Origin of the sequence: Martinezella rhizogenes (assembly GCF_000799715.1) — a bacterium.
In the GTDB taxonomy this organism is placed as follows: domain Bacteria; phylum Pseudomonadota; class Alphaproteobacteria; order Rhizobiales; family Rhizobiaceae; genus Rhizobium; species Rhizobium rhizogenes_C.
The window spans coordinates 819532-841478 of sequence record NZ_JUHG01000011.1; the positions used below are offsets into that span (position 1 = coordinate 819532).

Annotated in this window: 22 protein-coding genes and 1 riboswitch; of the genes, 8 read left to right on the plus strand and 14 right to left on the minus strand. The window is 59.1% G+C overall.

The genetic code is table 11. From position 1 onward, the window contains the following. Nucleotides 1–95 precede the first annotated feature (95 nt). From EX00_RS07845 to EX00_RS07865, 5 genes are all read right to left on the minus strand, one after another. Nucleotides 96–1244, minus strand: a complete 1149-nt coding sequence (locus EX00_RS07845; protein WP_047455757.1) for an iron-containing alcohol dehydrogenase — start codon at nt 1242–1244, stop codon at nt 96–98. Beyond that, nucleotides 1241–2626: an aldehyde dehydrogenase family protein gene (locus EX00_RS07850; RefSeq protein WP_047455761.1), complete on the minus strand. Its 1386-nt coding sequence runs from the start codon at nt 2624–2626 to the stop codon at nt 1241–1243. The genes EX00_RS07845 and EX00_RS07850 overlap by 4 nt, the downstream gene beginning before the upstream one ends. 160 nt (nt 2627–2786) lie before the next feature. Beyond that, a complete protein-coding gene (locus tag EX00_RS07855) occupies nt 2787–4157 on the minus strand; it encodes a glutamine synthetase family protein (protein WP_047455762.1) in 1371 nt (456 codons plus the stop codon). Between the two features lie 147 nt (nt 4158–4304). After that, nucleotides 4305–5876 carry an amino acid permease gene (locus EX00_RS07860; protein WP_047455764.1) on the minus strand — a complete coding sequence of 524 codons (1572 nt, stop codon included), beginning with the start codon at nt 5874–5876 and terminating at the stop codon, nt 4305–4307. A 126-nt stretch (nt 5877–6002) separates the two neighbouring features. After that, complete coding sequence (locus tag EX00_RS07865) at nt 6003–6770, minus strand: N-formylglutamate amidohydrolase (RefSeq protein WP_047455766.1); 768 nt, start codon at nt 6768–6770, stop codon at nt 6003–6005. 180 nt (nt 6771–6950) lie between these two features. Between EX00_RS07865 and EX00_RS07870 the strand changes: the two genes are divergently transcribed. The 7 genes from EX00_RS07870 to EX00_RS07900 all read left to right on the plus strand — a co-directional run bounded on the left by EX00_RS07870 (nt 6951) and on the right by EX00_RS07900 (nt 13146). Next, nucleotides 6951–7823 (plus strand): MurR/RpiR family transcriptional regulator, encoded by an 873-nt coding sequence (locus EX00_RS07870; protein WP_047455767.1) that lies wholly within the window; start codon nt 6951–6953, stop codon nt 7821–7823. A 185-nt stretch (nt 7824–8008) separates the two neighbouring features. Continuing rightward, nucleotides 8009–9112, plus strand: a complete 1104-nt coding sequence (locus EX00_RS07875) for an ABC transporter substrate-binding protein (RefSeq protein WP_047455768.1) — start codon at nt 8009–8011, stop codon at nt 9110–9112. A 71-nt stretch (nt 9113–9183) separates the two neighbouring features. Then, nucleotides 9184–10077 (plus strand): ABC transporter permease, encoded by an 894-nt coding sequence (locus tag EX00_RS07880; protein WP_047457587.1) that lies wholly within the window; start codon nt 9184–9186, stop codon nt 10075–10077. Continuing rightward, nucleotides 10074–10862 carry an ABC transporter permease gene (locus tag EX00_RS07885; protein WP_047455770.1) on the plus strand — a complete coding sequence of 263 codons (789 nt, stop codon included), beginning with the start codon at nt 10074–10076 and terminating at the stop codon, nt 10860–10862. The genes EX00_RS07880 and EX00_RS07885 overlap by 4 nt, the downstream gene beginning before the upstream one ends. A gap of 11 nt (nt 10863–10873) precedes the next feature. Then, nucleotides 10874–11935 (plus strand): ABC transporter ATP-binding protein, encoded by a 1062-nt coding sequence (locus EX00_RS07890; protein ID WP_047455772.1) that lies wholly within the window; start codon nt 10874–10876, stop codon nt 11933–11935. Between the two features lie 88 nt (nt 11936–12023). Continuing rightward, nucleotides 12024–12170, plus strand: a riboswitch (FMN riboswitch). An 89-nt stretch (nt 12171–12259) separates the two neighbouring features. After that, nucleotides 12260–12736: a 6,7-dimethyl-8-ribityllumazine synthase gene (locus EX00_RS07895; RefSeq protein ID WP_047455774.1), complete on the plus strand. Its 477-nt coding sequence runs from the start codon at nt 12260–12262 to the stop codon at nt 12734–12736. A 59-nt stretch (nt 12737–12795) separates the two neighbouring features. Further along, nucleotides 12796–13146 (plus strand): VOC family protein, encoded by a 351-nt coding sequence (locus EX00_RS07900; protein ID WP_047455775.1) that lies wholly within the window; start codon nt 12796–12798, stop codon nt 13144–13146. A 5-nt stretch (nt 13147–13151) separates the two neighbouring features. Here the strand turns inward: EX00_RS07900 and phnF are convergent, their stop codons facing one another. The 4 genes from phnF to EX00_RS07920 all read right to left on the minus strand — a co-directional run bounded on the left by phnF (nt 13152) and on the right by EX00_RS07920 (nt 15606). Further along, nucleotides 13152–13880, minus strand: a complete 729-nt coding sequence (gene phnF / locus EX00_RS07905; RefSeq protein WP_047455777.1) for a phosphonate metabolism transcriptional regulator PhnF — start codon at nt 13878–13880, stop codon at nt 13152–13154. A gap of 1 nt (nt 13881) precedes the next feature. Beyond that, a complete protein-coding gene (locus EX00_RS07910) occupies nt 13882–14568 on the minus strand; it encodes a class I SAM-dependent methyltransferase (RefSeq protein WP_047455781.1) in 687 nt (228 codons plus the stop codon). A 114-nt stretch (nt 14569–14682) separates the two neighbouring features. Next, the gene (locus tag EX00_RS07915; protein ID WP_047455783.1) at nt 14683–15078 is read right to left on the minus strand and encodes a VOC family protein; all 396 of its coding nucleotides are present in this window, start codon (nt 15076–15078) and stop codon (nt 14683–14685) included. A 75-nt stretch (nt 15079–15153) separates the two neighbouring features. Next, entirely contained in the window at nt 15154–15606 is a 453-nt protein-coding gene (locus EX00_RS07920; RefSeq protein ID WP_047455784.1) for a tautomerase family protein, read from the minus strand. A 121-nt stretch (nt 15607–15727) separates the two neighbouring features. On the opposite strand from EX00_RS07920, the gene EX00_RS07925 reads away from it, so the two are divergent. Further along, entirely contained in the window at nt 15728–16333 is a 606-nt protein-coding gene (locus tag EX00_RS07925; protein WP_047455786.1) for a TetR/AcrR family transcriptional regulator, read from the plus strand. 70 nt (nt 16334–16403) lie between these two features. Here EX00_RS07925 and EX00_RS07930 read toward each other — a convergent pair whose 3' ends face one another. The 5 genes from EX00_RS07930 to EX00_RS07950 all read right to left on the minus strand — a co-directional run bounded on the left by EX00_RS07930 (nt 16404) and on the right by EX00_RS07950 (nt 21764). Further along, nucleotides 16404–17408 (minus strand): ABC transporter ATP-binding protein, encoded by a 1005-nt coding sequence (locus tag EX00_RS07930; RefSeq protein ID WP_047455788.1) that lies wholly within the window; start codon nt 17406–17408, stop codon nt 16404–16406. 12 nt (nt 17409–17420) lie between these two features. Continuing rightward, nucleotides 17421–18485, minus strand: coding sequence for a Gfo/Idh/MocA family protein (locus tag EX00_RS07935; protein ID WP_047455789.1), 1065 nt, complete (start codon nt 18483–18485; stop codon nt 17421–17423). Beyond that, a complete protein-coding gene (locus EX00_RS07940; RefSeq protein ID WP_047455791.1) occupies nt 18482–19321 on the minus strand; it encodes a carbohydrate ABC transporter permease in 840 nt (279 codons plus the stop codon). Before EX00_RS07940 ends, EX00_RS07935 begins: the two co-directional genes overlap by 4 nt. Before the next feature lie 12 nt (nt 19322–19333). Continuing rightward, the gene (locus EX00_RS07945) at nt 19334–20287 is read right to left on the minus strand and encodes a carbohydrate ABC transporter permease (RefSeq protein ID WP_047455793.1); all 954 of its coding nucleotides are present in this window, start codon (nt 20285–20287) and stop codon (nt 19334–19336) included. A 217-nt stretch (nt 20288–20504) separates the two neighbouring features. Continuing rightward, nucleotides 20505–21764 (minus strand): ABC transporter substrate-binding protein, encoded by a 1260-nt coding sequence (locus EX00_RS07950; RefSeq protein WP_047455795.1) that lies wholly within the window; start codon nt 21762–21764, stop codon nt 20505–20507. Nucleotides 21765–21947: the final 183 nt, after the last annotated feature.

Consider the following 21947-nt stretch of genomic DNA (forward strand, 5'->3'; position numbering starts at 1 on the left):
AATAAAAAGGGCCGCCGGATGATCTCCTGGCGGCCCTTTTTGTTGTCTTAAAATTGTCGACGCGCGCCAATACATTCCGACGCGTCGATGGTTTTCTAGAAGCAGTCGCGGAATAGCGCCTTGGTGTTTTCCAGCGTCATTGGCACGGGATTGCCACCGGCGCTGGGATCCTCGATCGCCATGGCCGAGAGCTCGTCGATCCGATCCGGCGTGATGCCCATGGCCGAGAGGCTTTCGGGAACGCCAAGCTCGGCGCGCAATTGCAGCACGTATTCGTAAAAGCCGTCGAAGCCACCGGAAATCCCGAGATAAGCGGCCGCGCGGGCGATCTTGTCTTCGATGAGCTTGCGGTTGAAGCGCAGCACGGCCGGCATGACGACGGCATTGGTCATGCCGTGATGCGTATTGTAGACGGCGCCGATTGGGTGCGACAGCGCGTGAATGGCGCCGAGCCCCTTCTGGAACGCGACGGCGCCCATGGCGGCAGCGCTCATCATGTTGGCGCGGGCTTCAAGATCGGTGCCTTCCTTGTAGGCACGCGGCAGGAATTCCTTCACGAGCCGCATGCCTTCCAGCGCAATGCCGGCCGACATCGGATGATAGAAGGGCGAGGAATAGGCTTCCAGGCAATGAGCGAACGCATCCATGCCGGTGCCGGCGGTAATGACCTTCGGCATGCCGACCGTCAGTTCCGGATCGGCGATGACGACGCCCGGCAGGAACTTCGGATGGAAGATGATCTTCTTCACATGCGTTTGGGAATTGGTGATGACGCTGGCACGGCCGACTTCGGAGCCGGTGCCGGCCGTTGTCGGAACGGCAACGATCGGGGCGATGCCTTCGACATTGGCGCGGGTCCACCAGTCGCCGATATCCTCGAAATCCCAGACCGGACGCGTCTGGCCCGCCATAAAGGCAACACACTTGCCGAGGTCGAGGCCCGAGCCGCCGCCGAAGGCGACGACACCATCATGACCGCCATCCTTGAATGCCTTGACGCCGGCCTCGAGGTTCTTCTCGTTCGGATTGGGATCGACGTCGGCGAAGATGGCACGGCCGAGACCGGCATCCTCAAGAATATCCAGCGCCGTCTTGGTGATCGCCATCGAGGCGAGGCCCCGGTCGGTGATCAGCAGGGGCTTCTTGATCCCCAGGCTTTTGCAGGCATCCGCCAGTTCCGTGATCCGGCCGCGACCGAGCTTGAAGGCGGTGGGATAGCTCCAATTGGCTGAGATAGTGCTCATGCTGTTACTTTCTTCAGATGGTAGGATTTCGGACGCGTCAGGTTGTGGAAGCCGATGACGGAGAGCGAGCCGCCACGGCCCGTTTCCTTGACGCCGGTCCAGCACAGTGCCGGGTCGAGATAATCGGCACGGTTCATGAAGACGGTGCCGGTTTCGATGTCCCGGCCGATGCGTGCGGCGCGCTCGACATCCTTGGTCCAGAGCGACGCCGTCAGGCCATAGGGGCTGTCGTTCATCAGCTCCAGCGCTTCCGCATCGCTCTTCACCTTCATGATGCCGACCGCCGGGCCGAAGGTTTCTTCGCGCATGAAGGTCATGGAATGATCGACATTGACGAGGATCTGTGGCGCCAGATAGGCACCGCCGTCATCGGCCGGGAACAGCTTGGGATCGACCAGAGCCTTGGCACCCTTGGCGACGGCATCGGCGATCTGCTCGCGCACCACCTTGGCGAAGCGCTTATGCGCCATCGGCCCAAGTGTCGTTTCCGGATCAAGGGGGTTGCCGAGCTTGTAGTTCGACACCCAGGCGACCGACTTCTCGACGAAGGAATCATAGAGCGATTCATGCACATAGATGCGCTCGATACCGCAGCAGCATTGGCCGGAATTGAAGGTGGCGCCGTCCATCAGCGTATCGACGGCAGCCTCCAGATCGGCGTCTTCCATGACATAGCCGGGATCCTTGCCGCCCAGTTCGAGGCCGAGGCTGGTAAAGGTGCCGGCGGCGGCGCGTTCGATGGAACGCCCGCCTTCGACCGAACCGGTGAAGTTGACGAAGTTGAAGCTTCCGGCTGCGATCAGCGCCGAGGTCGTCTCGTGGTCAAGGAAGACGTTTTGGAAAACATCGGCGGGAACCCCAGCCTCGACAAAGGCCTGCACCAACCGCTCACCGACCAGAAGCGTCTGGCTGGCATGCTTGAGGATCACGGTATTGCCGGCCATCAACGCTGGAGCGATCGTGTTGATCGCGGTCATGTAAGGATAGTTCCAAGGCGCGATGACGAAGACGACGCCATGCGGCTCGCGTTCGATACGCCGCGCAAAATTCGCGCTGTCTTCCACCACCAGCGGCGACAGCGCATCGGCCGCGATCGAGGCGACGTAGTTGGAGCGCTCGTTGAAGCCGCGATACTCACCGCCATACTTGATCGGGCGTCCCATCTGCCAGCTCAGCTCCGGCACGACAACATCGGCCATCTCGTTGAGGCGGGCAACGCCTTTCAGCACCAGTTGAACGCGGTCCTCCAGCGGGCGGCGGGCCCAATCCTTCTGCGCCTTGCGGGCGCGGGCCACCACGTCCTTGGCAGCCTCCAGCGACAGCGCCGGGCGTTCCGCATAAACCTCGCCGTTCACGGGTGATACACATGTGATCATGGTCATGATCGAAATCCTGTTTTTATAGTCACGAACATAGTTTCGGCCGGCCACGAAGAAGGTTTTTGGAAGCCCTGCGCCGCCGAAAGAAGCGCTTCGCCACAGCCTTCTTCCCTGCCCTCGCCTGGCGACGAAAATTGGGCAGGGCTCGCAATCAGCGGCAGGCTTACGCCCTTTCGAATCCGCGCGCCACCTCCCAATCGGTGATGCGGCGATCATACTCCTCCTGCTCCCATTCGGCAGCGCGGGTATAGTGATCGATGACCTCGTCGCCGAAGGCTGCGCGCAGCATCTTCGAGCCCGACAGCGCCACTGCCGCGTCGCGGAGCGTGCGTGGAATTTCGCGGACTTCGCGGGCACCATAGGCATCTCCGACGAACGGCGCTTCCAGCTCAAGCTTGTTCTCGATGCCATCGAGACCGGCGGCAATCAGCGCGGCAAAGGCGAGATAGGGGTTGAGATCGGAGCCGCCGACGCGGCATTCGATACGGATGCTCTTCGTCTCGGCACCGCAGAGACGATAGCCCGCCGTGCGGTTGTCCGTGCTCCAGATCGCCTTGGTTGGCGCGAAAGTGCCGGCGACGAAACGCTTGTAGGAATTGATATAGGGCGCGAGGAAATAGGTGATTTCGCTGGCATGGTTCAAAAGGCCGGCGACATAGTGCTTCATCAGTGGCGTCATGCCGTGCTCTTCTTCTTTGTCAAAGAACAGCGGCGTCTTGCCGTCAACGCTCCACAACGACTGATGAATATGCGACGAGCTGCCGGCGGCGCTGTAATTCCACTTCGCGAGGAACGTGATCGCCTTGCCCTTCGCCCAGGCAATCTCCTTGCAGCCGTTCTTGATGATCGCATGGCGGTCGGCCATATCAAGCGCGTCGGCATAGCGAACGTTGATTTCCTCCTGGCCGGCCGAGGCCTCGCCCTTGGAATTCTCGACCGGGATGTCGGCACCCTGCAAGCCCTTGCGGATCGCCCGCATTACATCCTCTTCCTTGGTGGTCTGGAAGATGTGGTAGTCTTCATTGTAGCCACTGACGAGATTGAGGTTGCGATAACCGGACTCGCGGGCGCTGTCATAGGTTTGATCGAACAAGAAGAATTCGAGCTCCGAGGCCATATAGGCCTTCATGCCCAGCGCTTCGAGACGCTTGACCTGCTTCTTGAGTATGGCGCGCGGCGAATGAGCCACTTCTTCGTGGGTGTGATGGTCAAGCACGTCGCAGAGCACAAGCGCCGTGCCTTCGAGCCAGGGAATGCGGCGAAGCGTGGAGAGGTCCGGCTTCATCGTATAGTCGCCATAACCCTTTTCCCAGCTGGTCGACTTGTAGCCGGAAACGGTCTCCATCTCGATGTCGGTCGCCTGCAGATAGTTGCAGCTATGCGTTTCCTTCCAGGCGCTGTCGACGAAGAATTCCGCCTGGAATCGTTTGCCCATCAGACGGCCTTGCATGTCCACCTGGCATGCCAAAACCGTGTCGATGCGACCCTCGGCCACATCCAGTCTGAGGTCGTCTAACGTATAGCTAGTGCTCATGTTTGATCCGCCTGAACATTAATGGTGGCATCGGACAACAAAACGCCATTCCCTGACGGGAGAAACCCGCATTCGGCGCTGCGTTTGTGCCGGTGAAAGAGGCCGCACGCATGCGGCCTCTTGGTTTTAGGACGTGTGGTCCAGCCCTCAGCTTTCGCCGACAGCCGCTTCCGCCGCTGCGATATCCGCCTTGCGCTTGGCGATCGCATCACCGATCGGCGGGCCCTTGAAGCGGCGGCGCTCGAAACCAAACCAGACGATTGCCGTCAGCACGAGGAAGCCGACGGTAATGATACTCGCCCAGTCATTCGGCGGCTGAATACCAATAACGAAGATGATGATCATCGAGATGACCGTCAGCACGGCAAAGAGCTTGAACAGTCCCTCACCGAGGTTCCATGGACCCATCTTGTCCCACTTCGCCGTGCCCCATGCGAAGAGGCCGAGCGTGATCGGGATCGCGAAGGAGAAGAAGAGGAAGATGACGGTGCACGACACGACGATGCTATACACCGGCGTATCGCCGATAGACACCAGCGACGAACCCCAGACGAACAACACCGAAAGGATCGAGCCGGTCCAGATCGCCGAAACCGGCGTGCGGTATTTCGGGCTGACCTTGGCGAGTGCCTTGGAAGCCGGAAGGCCGCCGTCACGCGAAAACGCGAAGATCATGCGCGACACCGACGTCACCGTCGCCAGACCGCACAGCCACTGGCTGATGAGGATCAGGAAGTACAGAATGTCCTTGATGATCGGGTTCACCTGAGTGTTCATCGCCCAGAAGAACACGTTCCAGCCCTGCTTTGCGGCGTCGTCCATGTTCGGGAGCATCAGCACGAACGAGCACAGCATGATGTAGCCGAACAATGCCGACCAAAGCACGGAGCCTACCATGCCGCGTGGAACGGAATGGGCCGCCTTGACGGTCTCTTCCGAGGTATGCGCGGAGGCATCATAGCCGGTGATCGTATAGATCGGCAGGAGCAGGCCGAGAGCGAAGACCCAGAAGGTAGACACCTGCGGCCAGACCGGAGCGCCGGTCGCCGTGCCGTCGGCTGCAATCGTGGCCAAGCCCGAATAGTTGGTGAAGGTGAACAGCCGGGCAAAATCGAAGGATGGCGCGGCGGCCAGGCACACGACTGACAGTGCGATCGCCGTTGCGAAGATCAGATAGCCGGAAAAGTCGGTCAGCTTGGCCGTCAGTCCGATGCCCATATGGTTCACCAGTGCCTGAAGCCCGGTGATGACGATCAGGAACACCATACGGACCAATGTCGTATCGGTCATGTCGAAATAACCGCCGAACGCGCCGATAAAGAAGTAGTAGGTGCCGACATTGATCGCGCCGAGAACCGTGACGAGACCGAGAAGGTTGAACCAGGCGGTCAGCCAGCCCGTGAACCGATTACCAAGGATCGAGCCCCAGTGATAGAGCCCGCCCGCGGTCGGATAGGCTGAGCTGATCTGTGCCATCGCAACAGCGAATACGAGAGAAATAAAGCAACCAACCGGCCAGCCGATGCCGATCGCGGCACCGCCTGCGCCTGATGTTGCCTGAGCAAGCGAGTTGATGCCACCGGAAAGAATACAAATGATCGAAAAGGATACCGCGAAATTCGAGAACGAACTCATCCGCCGTTCCAACTCCTGGGCATAGCCCATGGAGTGCAGGATATGCACATCCTCTTTCTTGTCTAAGTCTGTGTAATCAGACATGTCATTCCCCCTAAAACCAAGCCTTCCGCGGAATTGCGAAAGACCGTATCTCATGTGAGCCACCGGCTTTTTGCCGTATGGCCCGATCGCAGTTGAGCTGCTCCCCGGGGTCTTTTCTTCTTCTAATCAGGCTTCCAGACTGCTCTGGAGAAGCCCTGTCAGATAGTCGGCCACGACCCCTTGGCCGACGTCATCCACGACGAGGTCGTTGCGGACCTCGATCATTACATTATGCAAACCATTGGCGACCCCATGCAACTTCAGCGTATGGGTGACGCCATCATCAGGCCCGTAAGGTTCGTTGCGCTCGGTACGATAAAGCGGCGCCTCAGCCGCCGCATCGAGCATCCGATCCGCCAGCCAACGATCGTCATCATGCAGAATGCCGAGCTCCACCGCCCGAGGCTTGCCATTGTAGACAGGGGTAAAGCTGTGGACGGTGACGATCACGTTTTTTTGTCCCCTAGCCGCCCGCTCTTTCAAAAGTGCCTGAATGCGATTGTGGAACGGTATGTAAAGCGCCTCGGTCCGAGCCTCCCGATCCGCGGCCCGCAGATGCTGATTGCCGGGGATCGTGTAGATCTCGCTGACTTCCGGCATCGCGCCAGCGCTTTCCGGCGGCCGGTTGCAATCATAAATCAGACGAGAGAAGCGCTGATGCACCAATGTTGCATCAAGGCTATTGGAGATTTTCTGGGCAATCGCCAATGCTCCAGGATCCCAGGCAATGTGGCTGGCAAGCGCTTCGGGCGACAGGCCGAGATCGCCGAAGCGCTCCGGCAGTCTGCGAGATGCATGTTCGCAAATGATGAAAAACGGACTCTTTCCGTTCGGCCGTTCGACCGCGACGCACTCCCCATCCGCTTCCGTCAGAATGCCTTGCTGGGCAAGCATTGCAGGCGCCCCATCGCTTCTTAATAAAATATTTATAAGAAAAGAATTCTTCAGGTTTCGACTGGTGTCAACCGCAAACTGAAAATATTTCTTCATTTGTGACATTGACTCGAAATGTGACAGCGTTGTTATATCGTCGCAGGAGACTGGCATAAGACCGTCCCGGGGAGCTAAAATCGAGTGAGCAATGCGTCGAAGACAGTTTCGGACGTAATCCATGCCCAATTCGACGCGTTGACGCGCGCCGAAAAGCAGCTCGCCAAGAGCCTGCTCGACAATTACCCCGTTTCGGGGTTGGGCAGCATTACGACGGTCGCCGAGAACGCCCGCGTGTCCACGCCGACCGTGGCGCGCATGGTGCAGAAACTTGGCTACAAAGGTTATCCGGATTTTCAATCGCACCTCCATCACGAGGTCGAGGCGACCATCTCCAATCCGCTGACGAAGCATGATCGCTGGGCATCCAAGGCCCCTGGCACGCATATCCTCAACCGCTTTGCCGACGCCATCATGGGCAATCTCCGCCAGACCCTGACGGATCTCGATGTGGCGACCTTCGAGAGCGTCGCCGCGCTGCTGTCGGAGCGCAAACGCGGGCTTTATTTCGTCGGTGGGCGCATTACCGGCGCGCTTGCCGAATATTTCTTTACCCATATGCAGGTCATCCGACCGAACACGACCCTGCTCTCCTCCAATTCCAGCTCGTGGCCGCAATATGTTTTGAACATGAACCCCGGCGATCTGCTCGTGATCTTCGATATCAGGCGCTATGAGCAGGAGATGGTCAATCTCGCCGCCGCCGCCCGCCGCCATGGAGCCGAGATCATCGTCTTCACCGACCAATGGGCCACGCCCGCCGCCAAGCATGCCAGGCACACGTTTCGCGTGCAAATAGAGGCGCCGTCGGCCTGGGATTCCTCTGTCGTCACCCTCTTCATCGTGGAAGCACTGATTGAGGCCGTGCAGAGTTCGACCTGGGATGAGACGAGCGAGCGTATGAAAACCCTGGAGGGTCTCTTCGAACAGACGCGCCTGTTCCGCAAGCTAAGTTAGAAGGAAAAGAAGTATTGAATAACGACCTGCGAATTTGCCAGCAAGACATTACCCGTCATAGTTCGTGAATAAGAGTAAATCCCTGCATTTGTTGGAAACGCAACTCATTGAACCCGTCACACAACCTTCATGCAACGTCATTAACAGCAACGCCAGACACTGAAAACCTAAAAGGAGGAATACCAGTGATCACGAAAATTCATCGTCTTCTGACGCTCTCCACTGCGATGATCATGGCTTCGACCGCCATCGCTGCTGCTGAACCGAGCGCGGACCTCATCGCTGCCGCCAAAAAGGAAGGCACGCTGACCACGATCGCCCTGCCCCACAACTGGTGCGGTTATGGCGATCTCATCGCAGCCTTCAAGGCGAAGTACGGCCTGGAGGTCAACGAACTCAATCCGGACGCCGGCTCGGGCGATGAAGTCGAAGCCATCCGCGCCAACAAGGGCAATACCGGCCCGCAGGCTCCCGACGTAATCGACGTTGGTCTCTCCTTTGGTCCCTCCGCCAAGAAAGACGGCCTGATCCAGCCTTACAAGGTCTCGACCTGGGATTCGATTCCGGACAGCGCCAAGGATGCCGACGGCTACTGGTACGGCGATTATTACGGCGTTCTCTCCTTCGTCAGCAACAAGGACGTCGTGAAGAACCCGCCGAAGGATTGGGCCGATCTGCAGAAACCGGAATATGCGAACTCGGTTTCGCTCGCCGGCGACCCACGCACCTCGAACCAGGCCATCCAAGCTGTTTACGCAGCTGGTCTCGCAGCTGGCGAGAAGGATGCCACCAAGATCGGCCAGGCCGGTCTGGACTACTTCGCCAAGCTGAACAAGGCTGGTAACTTCGTTCCGGTCATTGGCAAGTCTGCATCGCTCGCTCAGGGCGCAACCCCAATCGTGGTCGCCTGGGACTACGGTGGTCTCGCCTGGCGTGACAGCCTGAACGGCAACCCGCCGGTCGACGTTACAGTTCCGGCTTCGGGCGTCATCGCAGGCGTATACGTGCAGGCGATCTCGGCTTTCGCGCCGCATCCGAATGCTGCCAAGCTCTGGATGGAATTCCTCTATTCCGACGAAGGTCAGATCGGCTGGCTAAAGGGTTATTGCCACCCGATCCGCTTCAACGACCTGGCGAAGAACAAGAAGATCCCACAGGATCTTCTCGACAAGTTGCCGCCGGCTGCTGCCTATGAAAAAGCCGTTTTCCCGACGCTCGACGAACAGGCCGCCAGCAAGGTCGCCATCACCACCAATTGGGACGCTGTCGTCGGTTCGAACGTACAGTAATCCGACTAGAAATGACCTCCCCGTTTCGACGGGGAGGTTTTCCGTTTTCGATGCCGCAGATTGGGCACCTCATGAGCACCGTCACCACATCAACGATCAGTTCTGCTCCCCTGATCAGCAAGCGCGCCGTCATCGACTGGCTGGGTATTGCACCCTTCCTGATCTTCGCGCTGCTGTTTCTGATTTTCCCGACGATCTATCTCGTCGCCGGCGCATTTCTGACACCGGACGGGAGCTTCACGCTCAAGAACATCGCCGATCTGTTCACGCCGTCGATCATGAGTTCCTACTGGATCAGTATCAAGGTGTCGGTTGTTTCCGCGCTCGGCGGCGCGCTCATCGGTTTCTATCTTGCCTGGGCACTGGTCATGGGTGGCCTTCCAGCCTGGGTCCGCCATACATTTCTGACCTTTTCGGGCGTGGCCTCCAATTTCGCCGGCGTACCGCTAGCCTTCGCGTTCATCGCCACGATCGGCCGTCTCGGGCTCGTCACCGTGCTGATGGTGGAGTTGTTCGGCTTCAATCTGTACTCGACCGGCTTCAATCTCTACAGCTTCATCGGCCTCACCATCACCTATATGTATTTCCAGATCCCGCTGATGGTGCTGATCATCACCCCAGCGCTGGACGGCATGAAGAAGGAATGGCGCGAGGCCGCCTCCATTCTCGGCGCCACCAACGGACAATATTGGCTGATGGTGGCGCTGCCCATCCTCTGGCCGAGCCTGCTCGGCACGACGCTGCTGTTGTTTGCCAACGCTTTCGGCGCGATCGCAACAGCCATCGCACTGACCGGCAGCTCGCTCAATATCGTACCGATCCAGCTTTACGCACAAATTCGCGGCGACGTGCTGCATAATGCCAATCTCGGCTATGCCATGGCGCTCGGCATGATCGTCATCACCGGCATCTCGAACGTCATCTACATTCTCATGCGCATGCGCGCTGAACGGTGGCAAAAATGAAGCTGCAAAAATTCTTTGCCTGGATCGCGGTTGCCATCGGCGCCTTCTATTTCATCGTACCGCTTATCGGCACATTGGAGTTCTCGTTGCGCATGCGCCGCAACGCCTACAGTTTTGATGCCTATACCTCGGTCTTTTCCGATCCCAGCTTCCTTTATGCCTTCGGCTATTCGATGCTGATGGCCGTGCTGACCATCATTTTCGGCATGCTGCTTGTGGTGCCGACGGCCTATTGGGTTCGCCTGCGCTTGCCGCAGATACGCCCGCTGGTGGAATTCATCACCTTGATGCCGCTGGTCATCCCGGCGATCGTCATCGTCTTCGGCTATTTGCGTCTCTATAACTCGTCGTCGATCCTGCCGCTGACGGGCTATAATCAAACGACGAATATCCTGCTCGTCTGCTCGTACATTGTGCTGTCCCTGCCCTACATGTATCGTTCGGTCGATACGGCGATGCGTACCATCGACATCGGTACGTTGACCGAAGCCGCCGAAAGCCTGGGTGCCAGCTGGACGACCATCATGTTCAAATGCATCTTCCCGAATGTCATGAGCGGCGTGCTTTCCGGCGCCTTCATCACGCTCGCGATCGTCATGGGCGAGTTCACCATGGCCTCGCTCCTCAATCGTCCGGCATTCGGCCCCTACATGCAGCTCGTCGGCGCCAACCAGGCCTATCAGTCCTCAGCGCTGGCGATCATCGCACTCGCCATAACCTGGCTCAGCATGGGCTTGCTCCAGCTGGTCTCCCGTTTCTCAAAATCCGCTCCGATTAAGGCGTAAGGCTCCCCACCATGGCTTTTCTCGAACTCACCCATCTCAAGAAATCCTTCGGCGAAGTCCAGGTCGTTCACGACTTCACCATGCACATCGAGAAGGGAGAATTCGTCTCCTTCCTCGGTCCGTCGGGTTGCGGCAAGACGACAGTCCTGCGCATGATCGCCGGCTTCGAAAGCCCGACCGCCGGGACCTTGACGATCAACGGCAAGGACCAGCGCCCGCTGAAGCCGAACCAGCGCAATATCGGCATGGTGTTCCAGGCCTACGCGCTGTTTCCGAACATGACCGTGCATGACAACGTCGCCTTCGGCCTCAAGGTCGCCGGCATGGCCAAGCCCGACATCGACAGCCGAGTCAAGGAAATGCTCGGTCTGATCAAGCTCGATCATCTTGCCGACCGCTACCCTTACCAGATGTCCGGCGGCCAGCAGCAGCGTGTGGCGCTCGCCCGCGCCATCGCCGTCAAGCCGCAGGTGTTGCTGCTCGACGAACCGCTTTCGGCGCTCGACGCCAAGATCCGCGTATCGCTGCGCGAGGAAATCCGCGCCATCCAGCGGCAACTCGGCATCACCACCGTCTTCGTGACGCACGATCAGGAAGAAGCCCTGTCGATCTCCGACCGCATCGTCGTCATGAACGGCGGTCGAGCCGACCAGATCGGTACGCCCTACGAAATCTACAACACCCCGGCCACCCGCTTCGTCGCCTCCTTCGTCGGTACGTTGAATCTGATCGAAGGCAAGGTCGTCGATCCGGACAGCAACCGCATCATGATCGGTGATCAGGGCGTGACGCTGAAGCAGTCGGTCACGGCCTACAAGCCGGGCGACACCGTATCGCTGGCGCTGCGCCCGGAAGCGGGATCGCTGGCGGAATCGGCCAAGGGCGACACCGCGCTGACCGGCGAAGTCTCCTCGGCGCATTTCCTCGGCTCCGTCATCCGCACGCGCATGAATGTCGGCGGCAACACCATCTCCTTCGACATGTTCAACAGCCCTGGCCTGTTGCCGCCCAGCGTCGGTGAAAAGGTGACGCTGCGCTTCGCCTCCTCCGATCTACTGGTCATCCAGGACTGATCGACGTCTGTTGGACAAATTTTTCACAAGCGCCGGGTTAATCGCCCGGCGTTTTTCTTTGATTCCTGTTGCACTGCATCTATATTCCAACCGTTCTCAGGGCGGGGTGAGATTCCCCACCGGCGGTATGGAGACTTGTCTCCGAGCCCGCGAGCGCCTTCCACACAATGGAAGGGTCAGCAGATCCGGTGAGAGGCCGGAGCCGACGGTATAGTCCGGATGGAAGAGAGCAAGCAGGGTCGATGGCTCCTCCGCGCGAGGAGTTCGGCGGCCTTGCGTGTTCGCCCAAGGGATATTGAGTTAAACCCTTGAAAGGCAGAGTTCATGACCATCTCCATTTCCACGCAGCCGGGCCGCATTGCACTGATCCGGGCCCGTTGGCATGCCGACATCGTCGATCAAAGCGTCGATTCCTTCGTTGCCGAGTGGCAGAAGACCGAAGGCGCCTCCCCCATCGACATCTTCGATGTGCCCGGCGCCCTGGAAATCCCGCTGCATGCCCAGACGCTCGCCCGCAATGGCCGCTATTCGGCCATTGTCGCCACGGCCTTCGTGGTCGACGGCGGCATCTATCGCCACGAGTTCGTTGCCAATACCGTTCTTGACGCGATGATGCGCGTCCAGCTCGACACCGGCGTGCCGATCCTCTCGGCCGTGCTGACGCCGCATCATTTCCAGGAATCGGAAGCGCATATCCAGTTCTTCAAGGAGCATTTCGTCCTCAAGGGCCGCGAAGTCGCGAGCTCCTGCCGGCAGATCCTCGCCGAGCGCGCCAAGCTGCTGCCATCGGTAACGGTCTGAGTTAAGATGATGGAGGCGTGGCCAGGCCCCGCCTCCATTTTTCCATTGCGGAGCACCGCATGACCGTTCTGCGCATCATTCCCAATCTCCACGCCGCCGATCCGGCGAGCGCCCGTCTTTTTTACGGCGACCTGCTCGGTCTCGATATTGTCATGGATCACGGCTGGATCCTCACCTTCGCCTCCGACGCGCTAACCGTGCCGCAGATCAGCATTGCCAGCGAAGGCGGTTCTGGAACCATCGTCCCCGATCTCTCCATCGAGGTCGATGATGTCGATGAGCTTTATGCGCGCGCCCAATCGATGCAGTTCGATATCGTCTACGATCTGACCGACGAACCCTGGGGTGTCCGGCGCTTCTACGTCCGCGATCCGCTCGGCAGGATCGTGAATATTTTGTCGCACCGATAGGACGCCTACCCCAAATCGACCTTGAAGGTCACCCGTTCCGCCGACCACACCGTTTCCGAATAGGCTATAGGCGCGCCGGAAGCATCCACATCCACCTTGAGGATCACCAGCACCGGCGCCGATTTCGGCTGCCGCAACAGCCGCGCCTCTTCGCCGGTCGGCATGCGCGCCTCGATCTCGGTCGACAGGCGCTCGTAGTCGCGAACACCGTAGCTTGCCAGTGCCGCCGTGATCGTCGGATATTGCAGCCGCGCCTTGTCGAAATCGGGAAAACGTTCCGCCGGATAATAGCTGTCGCCCAATTCGATGGGGACGCCATCGGCCGTCATTACGCCACGGCGACGGATGACCAGCGCATTCGGCGCAAGCTTCAGCCGCGCCGCGACACGCTCGGACGCCGGAATGATTTCGTGGATCAGCAATTCCCCACCGGGCTCGAAGCCTTGCTCTATGAGATTCTTGGAAAACCGGGTCTTCTTCGAGAGGGTATAATCGATAACACCCTTGTGCACGAACGTGCCCCGCCCCTGCTCGGCGCGTACCAATCCGCGCTGCTCGAGATGCCCAAGCGCCTGACGGACGGTAAAGCGGCTGACGCCGAAGCGCTCCATCAGCTCCGGTTCTGTTGGCAATTTGGCGCCCGCGGCAAATCTCCCGGCGGCAATATCCGCCGCTAGGACTTCGCCGATCTGATACCAAAGAGCGCTGCCGCTCTTGCGATCGATCGTCTCCATGTCACACGCGCTTCTCGAGCCGGAACAACAGCTTGTATTCGGCGGGATAGGCCAGAGCATCGAGAATGCTCGGATAATATTTGCGGTCCTTCGAACCGCTCACGAAGCCATCATAGCCGAAACGCTTGACGGAGACATTGAAACCAGCCGCAACGAAGGCATCGATATAGTCCTGCGGAGACCGATCCTGCACCGGCGCATTGCTGTTGCCGCCGATCAGCTCCCGCCATTTCGGCCAGAGCGGCATTTCATTGTGGCAGCCGGTGACGGCGTAATAGACACCGCCGTCGCGCATGACTTGAAACATCTGCTCGGCGTGACGTTTCAAGTCCGGCAGCAGATAGACGACCTCATAGCTGAAGGCGACATCGAAGCTATCGCTGAAGGGTGAGAGATCGGTCGTGACGTGAAACTGCAGCGGCATATTGCCCTTGGCGGCGTCAGCGGCGGCGACGGATTCCGAGGCAATATCGATCCCGACGCCACAACGGAACGGCCGCATCGCATGCAGCAGCCGGAGGAAACCACCGCGATTGCAGCCGAAATCCAGTACTGTCTTCGACGAAAAATCCCGCTCCGGCACGGTCTCGATGAAATGCCGCCAATAGGGATTATGCGATTCAGCCATCGCGATGTCGCCATTCGGTTCGATATGCCATGTCGCGTAAGTAGAAGTCGCGTTTGTCATGATGCGCTCGCTGTTGGAGTGGACTGAACTTTTGATAGCCCGGCTTCATGACAGTAGAATGAATTCGTCCGGACGACCGGACTATACGAACTAGATTCCTTCTGTTCGAGATCGCTACTTCACGCAATCCACCATCCACTGAACGCCAAACCGATCCATGAGCTTGCCGTAATAGCTCCCCCACGGTTGAACGGCGAGCGGTGTCGTTACCCTACCACCCTCGGCCAACAGAGAGAAAACCCTGTCGGTGCTATCGCGGTCATCTGTAACCAGCATATGGGCGGAGCCGCGCATCGGCTCGGCATCGTGGTTGTCGGATGCAAAAAACAGCAAGCCCGGTCCCTCAAAACGAGCATGCATCACCCTGCCCCGCATAGAATCCTCAGCAAGCGGCATTCCATCCGCGCCATGGCGGATCAAAAGCGTGACCCGGCCAAGCCCGCAGGCGGTGTAGAAGGCAAGCGCCTCCTCGCAATGTGTCGTGAAGAACAGATAATTGGCGAGTTGCATGTCCTGCCTCCCTCTTGCCGTCGGACCACGGTGGCTTGGTACACGTCGGTCCGACACTTCGGTGATTCCGCCGCTTCAGGCGGTTAAGAGACCCTGGCTTACTTGGGCAGCCGCAGCCTCCTGAATGGCGCCGATCAGATCGGCATTACTGTAGCTGCGCCCCGCAATGCCCCAAGCACCGTCCGGCGCATAGACTATATTCGACCAGATGTGTTCACGCTTGATCCGCCCTTCGGCCGCCTGTTCGACGACATCGGTCGCTCTTTCGATGAATGCGCGCTTGGCCTCCGCGGTCGCAAGCGCGATCTCAGGCAGCTTTAGTTCGATGAGGGCCGCCGCAACGGGCTTTCCTGCAGCCAGAATATGCCCGGCCGGAAGCACGTTGATCGTGCCGATGACGTTGGCCGTCATGAAGACATTGCCGGTCAAACCGGCAACATCGAGGACCGCATCCGTCAATCCGGCAAAGGCCTGCGCCTGCGCTTCTGGCGAGAGCAGCCCTTCGGGTACGGTGAGCGTAATAGGCATGGGATATCTCCTTATTGGACCTGTGGTGGCAATTGATATATACCGATCACTCTTTATGAATACATGCTGATCGCTCTCTATGCAACCCATAAAGAGTGACCACTCTTTATGGAGACAAAAAATGCGCTATAGCGCCGAACACAAGCAGGAAACCCGGACACGGGTCGTCGCAGCTGCGGGGCAGGTATTTCGAAGGGAAGGTTATGGCGGGGCGGGCATCGATGCTCTGACGAAAGCGGCCGGCGTCACGAACGGCGCTTTCTATGGACACTTCAAATCCAAGGGCGAAGCGTTTCGCACGGCTGTCGTGGAAGGATTGGAGGAATTGCGCCAAGGGATCTCAGCACTTAAGGAAAGTCAGCCAAAAGACTGGCTGAAGGCCTTTGCCAGCTATTATCTCGGCTACAAGCGAACCTGCGATCTCGGCGACAGCTGCGCTCTGCCGAGCCTCTCTCCCGATGTCATGCGTGCGGACGATGAAACGCGCGATGTCTATACGGCGGAGTTGAGAAAACTTATCGCTGATGTTGCGGCTGGCCTGCCGGAGAGCGCGAACTCCGCCGAAACAACGGCGGAGGATCGTGCGATCTTTCTCCTGGCAACACTCAGTGGCGGTGTGACGCTTGCTCGCGCCGTCTCCGATCCCGCCCTTTCCGAACGCATCGCCGAAATCATCGAGCGAGCCGCCCTGGCAATAGGCGTTCCCTCAAATTCGCAAAGCAAATGACGGAACACAATATCCATGCCACGGTAGGCGAGCGAGACGAAGACTGTCACTTCGCCTCGGTCAGTCTGGTTTACGAGCGGATCGCTTTGTCGTTCTCGTCGAAGCGATGCATATGTCCGGTATCCGGCGTCGCATAGACTGTTTCATCCGGCTCGTATTGATGCTCACCGAACAGGCGCACGGTCAAAAGGCCGGTGTGGTCGGATTCGAGATAGATGATGGTGTCGGCGCCGAGATGTTCGACGTGGACGACCTTGGCGGCCCAGGTGCCCTGCTCGCGCGATAGCGTGATGTGTTCGGGACGGATGCCGATAGTCTTGGCGCCGCCCTGTTCGAGCTTTTCCGCCGAGATGAGATTCATCTGCGGCGAGCCGATGAAACCGCCGACGAAGACATTGGCCGGGCGATTGTAGAGTTCCATCGGCGAGCCGATCTGCTCGATAGCGCCAGCGTTCATCACGACGATCTTGTCGGCCAGCGTCATCGCCTCGACCTGATCGTGGGTGACATAGATCATCGTCGCCTTCAAACTACGGTGGAGGCGAGCGATTTCGAGGCGGGTCTGAACGCGCAGCGCCGCGTCGAGGTTCGATAGCGGTTCGTCGAACAGGAAGAGTTCCGGTTCGCGCACGATGGCGCGGCCGATGGCGACGCGCTGACGCTGACCGCCGGAAAGTTCGGATGGACGGCGAGCGAGATAAGGTTCGAGAGAAAGCATGCCCGACGCCTTTGCGACACGGCTCTCGATCTCTTCCTTGGCGGTGCCGGCCTGCTTCAGGCCGAGACCCATATTGTCCTTCACCGTCAGGTGCGGATAGAGCGCGTAGGACTGGAACACCATGGAAATGCCGCGCTTGGCCGGCGGCGTCACGGTTACGTCCTTGCCATTGATCAGCACGGCGCCCGAGGTCACGTCTTCAAGGCCAGCGATGCTGCGCAGCAGGGTCGACTTGCCGCAACCGGATGGGCCGACGAAGATGACGAACTCGCCGTCCTTCACCTCGAGGTCGATGCCCTTCAGCACATCATGCGTGCCATAGGCCTTGCGGATGGATTTCAGTTGAAGCGATCCCACAGTTTCTTATCCTTACAAATAAACGGGCTTGCCGGTGCGCACGCTCTCGTCGGCGGCAAGGCAGATGCGCAGCGATTGAACGGCGTCAGTCATGTGGCGGCCAAGGTCGACATCCTCGCGGATGGCCTTGAGCACAAAGGCCTGCTCGAGGTCGCACAGCTCCTGATGACCCGGCTCGCCATCCATGTGCAGATCCTGATCCGGCCGGATGAATTGGCCGTTCGGCCCTGTCTCGGCGCTATGCAGCCGGATGACGGAGGTTTTGGTGTGCGCATCGATATCGTCGGACTTGGCGTTCGGGTCCATGACGATGGACACCGCACCATTCGGCGACATCACATCCTTCACGAAGAAGGCGGTCTCGGACATCATCGGTCCCCAGCCGGCTTCGTACCAGCCGACCGAACCATCCTCGTAGATCACCTGCAGATGGCCATAATTGTACATATCCGGCGCGATCTCGTTCGACAGGCGCAGGCCCATGCCGCGCACCTCGACCGGCTTGGCGTCGGTGATCTGGCACATGACATCGACGTAGTGGACACCGCAATCGACGATCGGCGACGTCGTCCGCATCAGCGCCTTGTGCGTCTCCCAGGTTAGACCGCTCGACTGCTGGTTCAGGTTCATGCGGAAGACGAAGGGGCCGCCGAGCTTGCGGGCCTCGGCAATCAGCCGTGTCCATGAGGGGTGATGACGCAGGATATAGCCGATCACCAGCTTGCGGCCTGCCTTCTTGGCGGCAGCCACGACACGCTCCGCATCCTCGACCGTCGTTGCCAACGGCTTTTCGACAAAAACATCGCAGCCCGCCTCGAAGGCCATGACGGCATAATCGGCGTGGCTGTCGGAATAGGTATTGATCGAGCAGAGATCGGGCTTCAGCTCCTTCAGCGCCGTCTCGAAATCCGGATGGATCGTGTAGCCCTGCAGCTCCTCCGGCAGCTTCGGGCTGGAGCGGTTGACGAGGCCGACGATCTCGAAGCCGGGATTGTTGTGGTAGGCGAGCGCATGGCTGCGGCCCATATTGCCAAGGCCGGCGACGAGAACGCGGATCGGCTTTTCGGATGCACTCACTTGACTGCTCCAGAGGTGATACCGCGAATGAGCTGGCGGGAGAAGATGACGTAAAGCACCAGGATCGGCAGGATAGCGAGCGTCAGCGCCGCCAGCACGGCGTTCCAGTTGGTGACGAACTGGCCGATGAAGATCTGCGAGCCCAGCGTCACCGTCTTCGTCGCCTCGCTCGGCGCCAGGATCAGCGGGAACCACAGATCGTTCCAGATCGGGATCATCGTGAAGACGGCAACGGTCGCCATGGCCGAACGGACCAGCGGCAGCACGAGGCGGAAGAAGATCGCATATTCGCTGAGGCCGTCGATACGGCCGGCATTCTTCAGGTCATCGGATACGGTGCGCATGAATTCCGACAGGATGAACACGGCGAGCGGCAGGGCCTGCGCCGTGTAAACGAGGATCAGCGCAGTTAGCGTATTGACCAGGCCGGCTGCGACCATGCCCTGAAGGATGGCAACCGTACCGAGGCGGATCGGGATCATGATGCCAATGGCGAGATATAGCCCCATCACCGTATTGCCGCGGAAACGATATTCCGACAGCGCGAAGGCGGCCATGGCGCCAAACAGCAAGGTAAAGATGATTGAGACGATCGTCACGACGAAACTGTTCTGGAAATAAGTGACGAAGCTCCCCTGCCCGAGCACGGTCTGATAGCCGATCAGGCTGAAGCTGGATGGCGTCGGGATGCTCAAGGGCGCGCGGAAAATCGAAGCGCGATCCTTGAACGAATTGATGATGGTCAGGAACACCGGGAAAATGGCAACGAGCGTATAGGCGATGAGCGCCAGATGCACGAGGCCGGTGCGGGCAAGGGAAGTGCGTGCCTTGGACATGGTCATCGCTCCTCAGAACTGGTAGCGACGGATGCGCCGCTGGACGATGAAAAGATAAAAGGAAACGCCGGTGAGGATGATCAGGAACATCACCGTCGCGATCGTCGCCCCCATCGAGCGGTCACCAAGCTGCAGCTGGAAACCGAAGAAAACGCGGTAGAGCAGCGTGCCGAGAATATCGGTGGAGCCGTCTGGCCCGGCCAGAGCCCCCTGAACGGTATAGACCAGGTCGAAAGCGTTGAAATTGCCGACGAAAGTCAGGATCGAGATGATACCGATCGCCGGCAACACCAGGGGCAGCTTGATCTTCCAGAACTGGCTCCAGCCGGTAATGCCATCGCATTCGGCCGCCTCGATGACCTCTTCCGGAATATTCAGCAGCGCCGCATAGATCAGCATCATCGGGATGCCGACATATTGCCAAACAGAGATCAGCGCGACCGTAATCAAGGCCGTACCCGGCCTGCCAAGCCAGGGCGCGAAGAACGACTTGAGGCCGACCATGCTCATCAAATCGGGCGCAACACCCCACAGCGGCGACAGGATCAGCTTCCAGATGAAGCCGACGACGACGAAGGAAAGCAGCGTCGGCAGGAAGATGGCCGTGCGATAGAAGGCGACGAAGCGCAGCTTTGGCAGCGACAGTAGTGCCGCGAGTGCCACACCGATGGGGTTCTGCACGCACATATGGATGGCGAAGAAGATCAGGTTGTTGCGCAGCGCATTCCAGAAGTCGTGCGACCAGCGCTCGTCCCCGAACAATACCTTGAAATTGTTGAGCCCGACGAAGGTCGTCTGACCATCGACCACGTTGTAGAGCGACAGCCGCAGCGTTTCGATCAAGGGCAGGATCATCACGGCCGTGTAGACGATGAGGGCCGGAAGAAGAAAAACGACGATGTGCCAGCGCCTCTGGCGCTTGATCGGAGCCGCGTGATATGCGGCGGATATATCGGCTTCGCTCATGGCTTTCTGCCTGATTTTACTGGCTGCTGATCGGGGCAGCGCAAATGGTCAAATCCGTTCGCTACCCCGGTCTCCTTAGCCAAGCATGGAGAAGCGATGTCGGGCGCGACACGATACTGATGTTGCGGTAGTCGCCGGTCCGGCGGCCTATCGGCACAAGAAATGGCGACGGGTGAGGAGCGATGAGGCCCCTCACCCGGATTGCATCAGGGCAGGATCACTTAGCCGGCTTGTACCAGCTGTCGAGACCCTTCTGCAGCTTCGCAGCAGCAGCGTCCGGCGTATCCGTGCCGTTGATCACGTTGGCGGATTCCGTCCAGGTTTCGTTTTCCAGGTTCGGCGTACCGCGCGACAGGATCTGGTAGGTCGAGCGAACGGTGGACTTGTGGTTGTCACGCCAGGAGACGAATTCCTGGGCGAGAGGATCGCTCATCTTCACCGGATGCGAATTCAGGCTGAAGAAGCCCGGCAACGAGTTGGCGTAGATGCTGGCGAACTCGTCGGACGCGACCCAGCTCAGGAACTTCTTGGCTTCCTCCTGATGCGCGCTCTTGGCATTCAGGCCAACGCCGATATCCGGATGGTCAGAGATGTAGGCGGTGTCGCCAGCCTTTCCGACCGGTGGCGGGAAAGCGCCCATCTTGAACTGAGCCTGCGTGTTGAAGAGCGAAATCTCCCACGAACCGGCCGGATAGATGGCGGCCTTGCCCAGCGTGAAGAGGTTCTGGCTGTCCGGATAGCTCTGAGCTTCGAAGCCGTCGCCGAGGTAAGGCTTCCACTTGGCGAGTTCCTTGTAGGGCTCGACCCACGGAGCGTCCGTCAGCTTTTCTTTGCCCGAGATCAGGGCCAGACGGCCGTCTTCACCCTTCCAGTAGTTCGGGCCGATATTCTGGTAGCCCATGGTTGCGGCTTCCCAGAGGTCCTTCGTGCCCATGGCCATCGGGATATAGGTGCCATCAGCCTTGAACTTGTCAAGAACGGCGAAGAATTCGTCGCGCGTCGTCGGCACCTTGAGGCCGAGCTTATCGAAGGCATCCTTGTTGTAGATGAAGCCGTGGATGACCGAAGCCATCGGCACGCAGAAGGTCGACTTGCCGTCGTCGGTGCTCCAGGCGGCCTTGGCGACCGGCGAGAAGTTTTCGATACCCGACAGCGACGTCAGATCCGACAAATGCTTCTTGTTGAAGAGATCGAGCGACGCGTCGAAGGGACGGCAGGTGATGATGTCGCCCGCGGAGCCAGCATCGAGCTTTGCGTTCAGCGATGCGTTGTACTCGGTCGGAGCCGTCGGCGAAAAGACGATCTTGATGCCAGGGTTCTTGGCTTCGAAAGCGGGGATGATCTTTTCCTGCCAAATCTGCAGGTCGTCGTTGCGCCAGCTTTCAACCGTCAGCGTCACGTCCGCCGCATGCGCGAAGCTGACCGACGTCAGCAGGCTGGATGCGAGGAGCAAGCCTTTCAGAATATTGTTTTTCATTTCCCTCTCCTGTTTTAAGCGCCTGATAAGGCGCTGTTCTCCGTCTGAAAAATCCGTTGGCATATCCGAGGAAACGACCAACATTCCACAAGAGCCGCCAACATTGCCGACCCCAAATGCACAAGGGCGCTCGAGACTGTACGCCCGATCGGCCCGATCAATCGTGTCCTGCCGGACGACCCG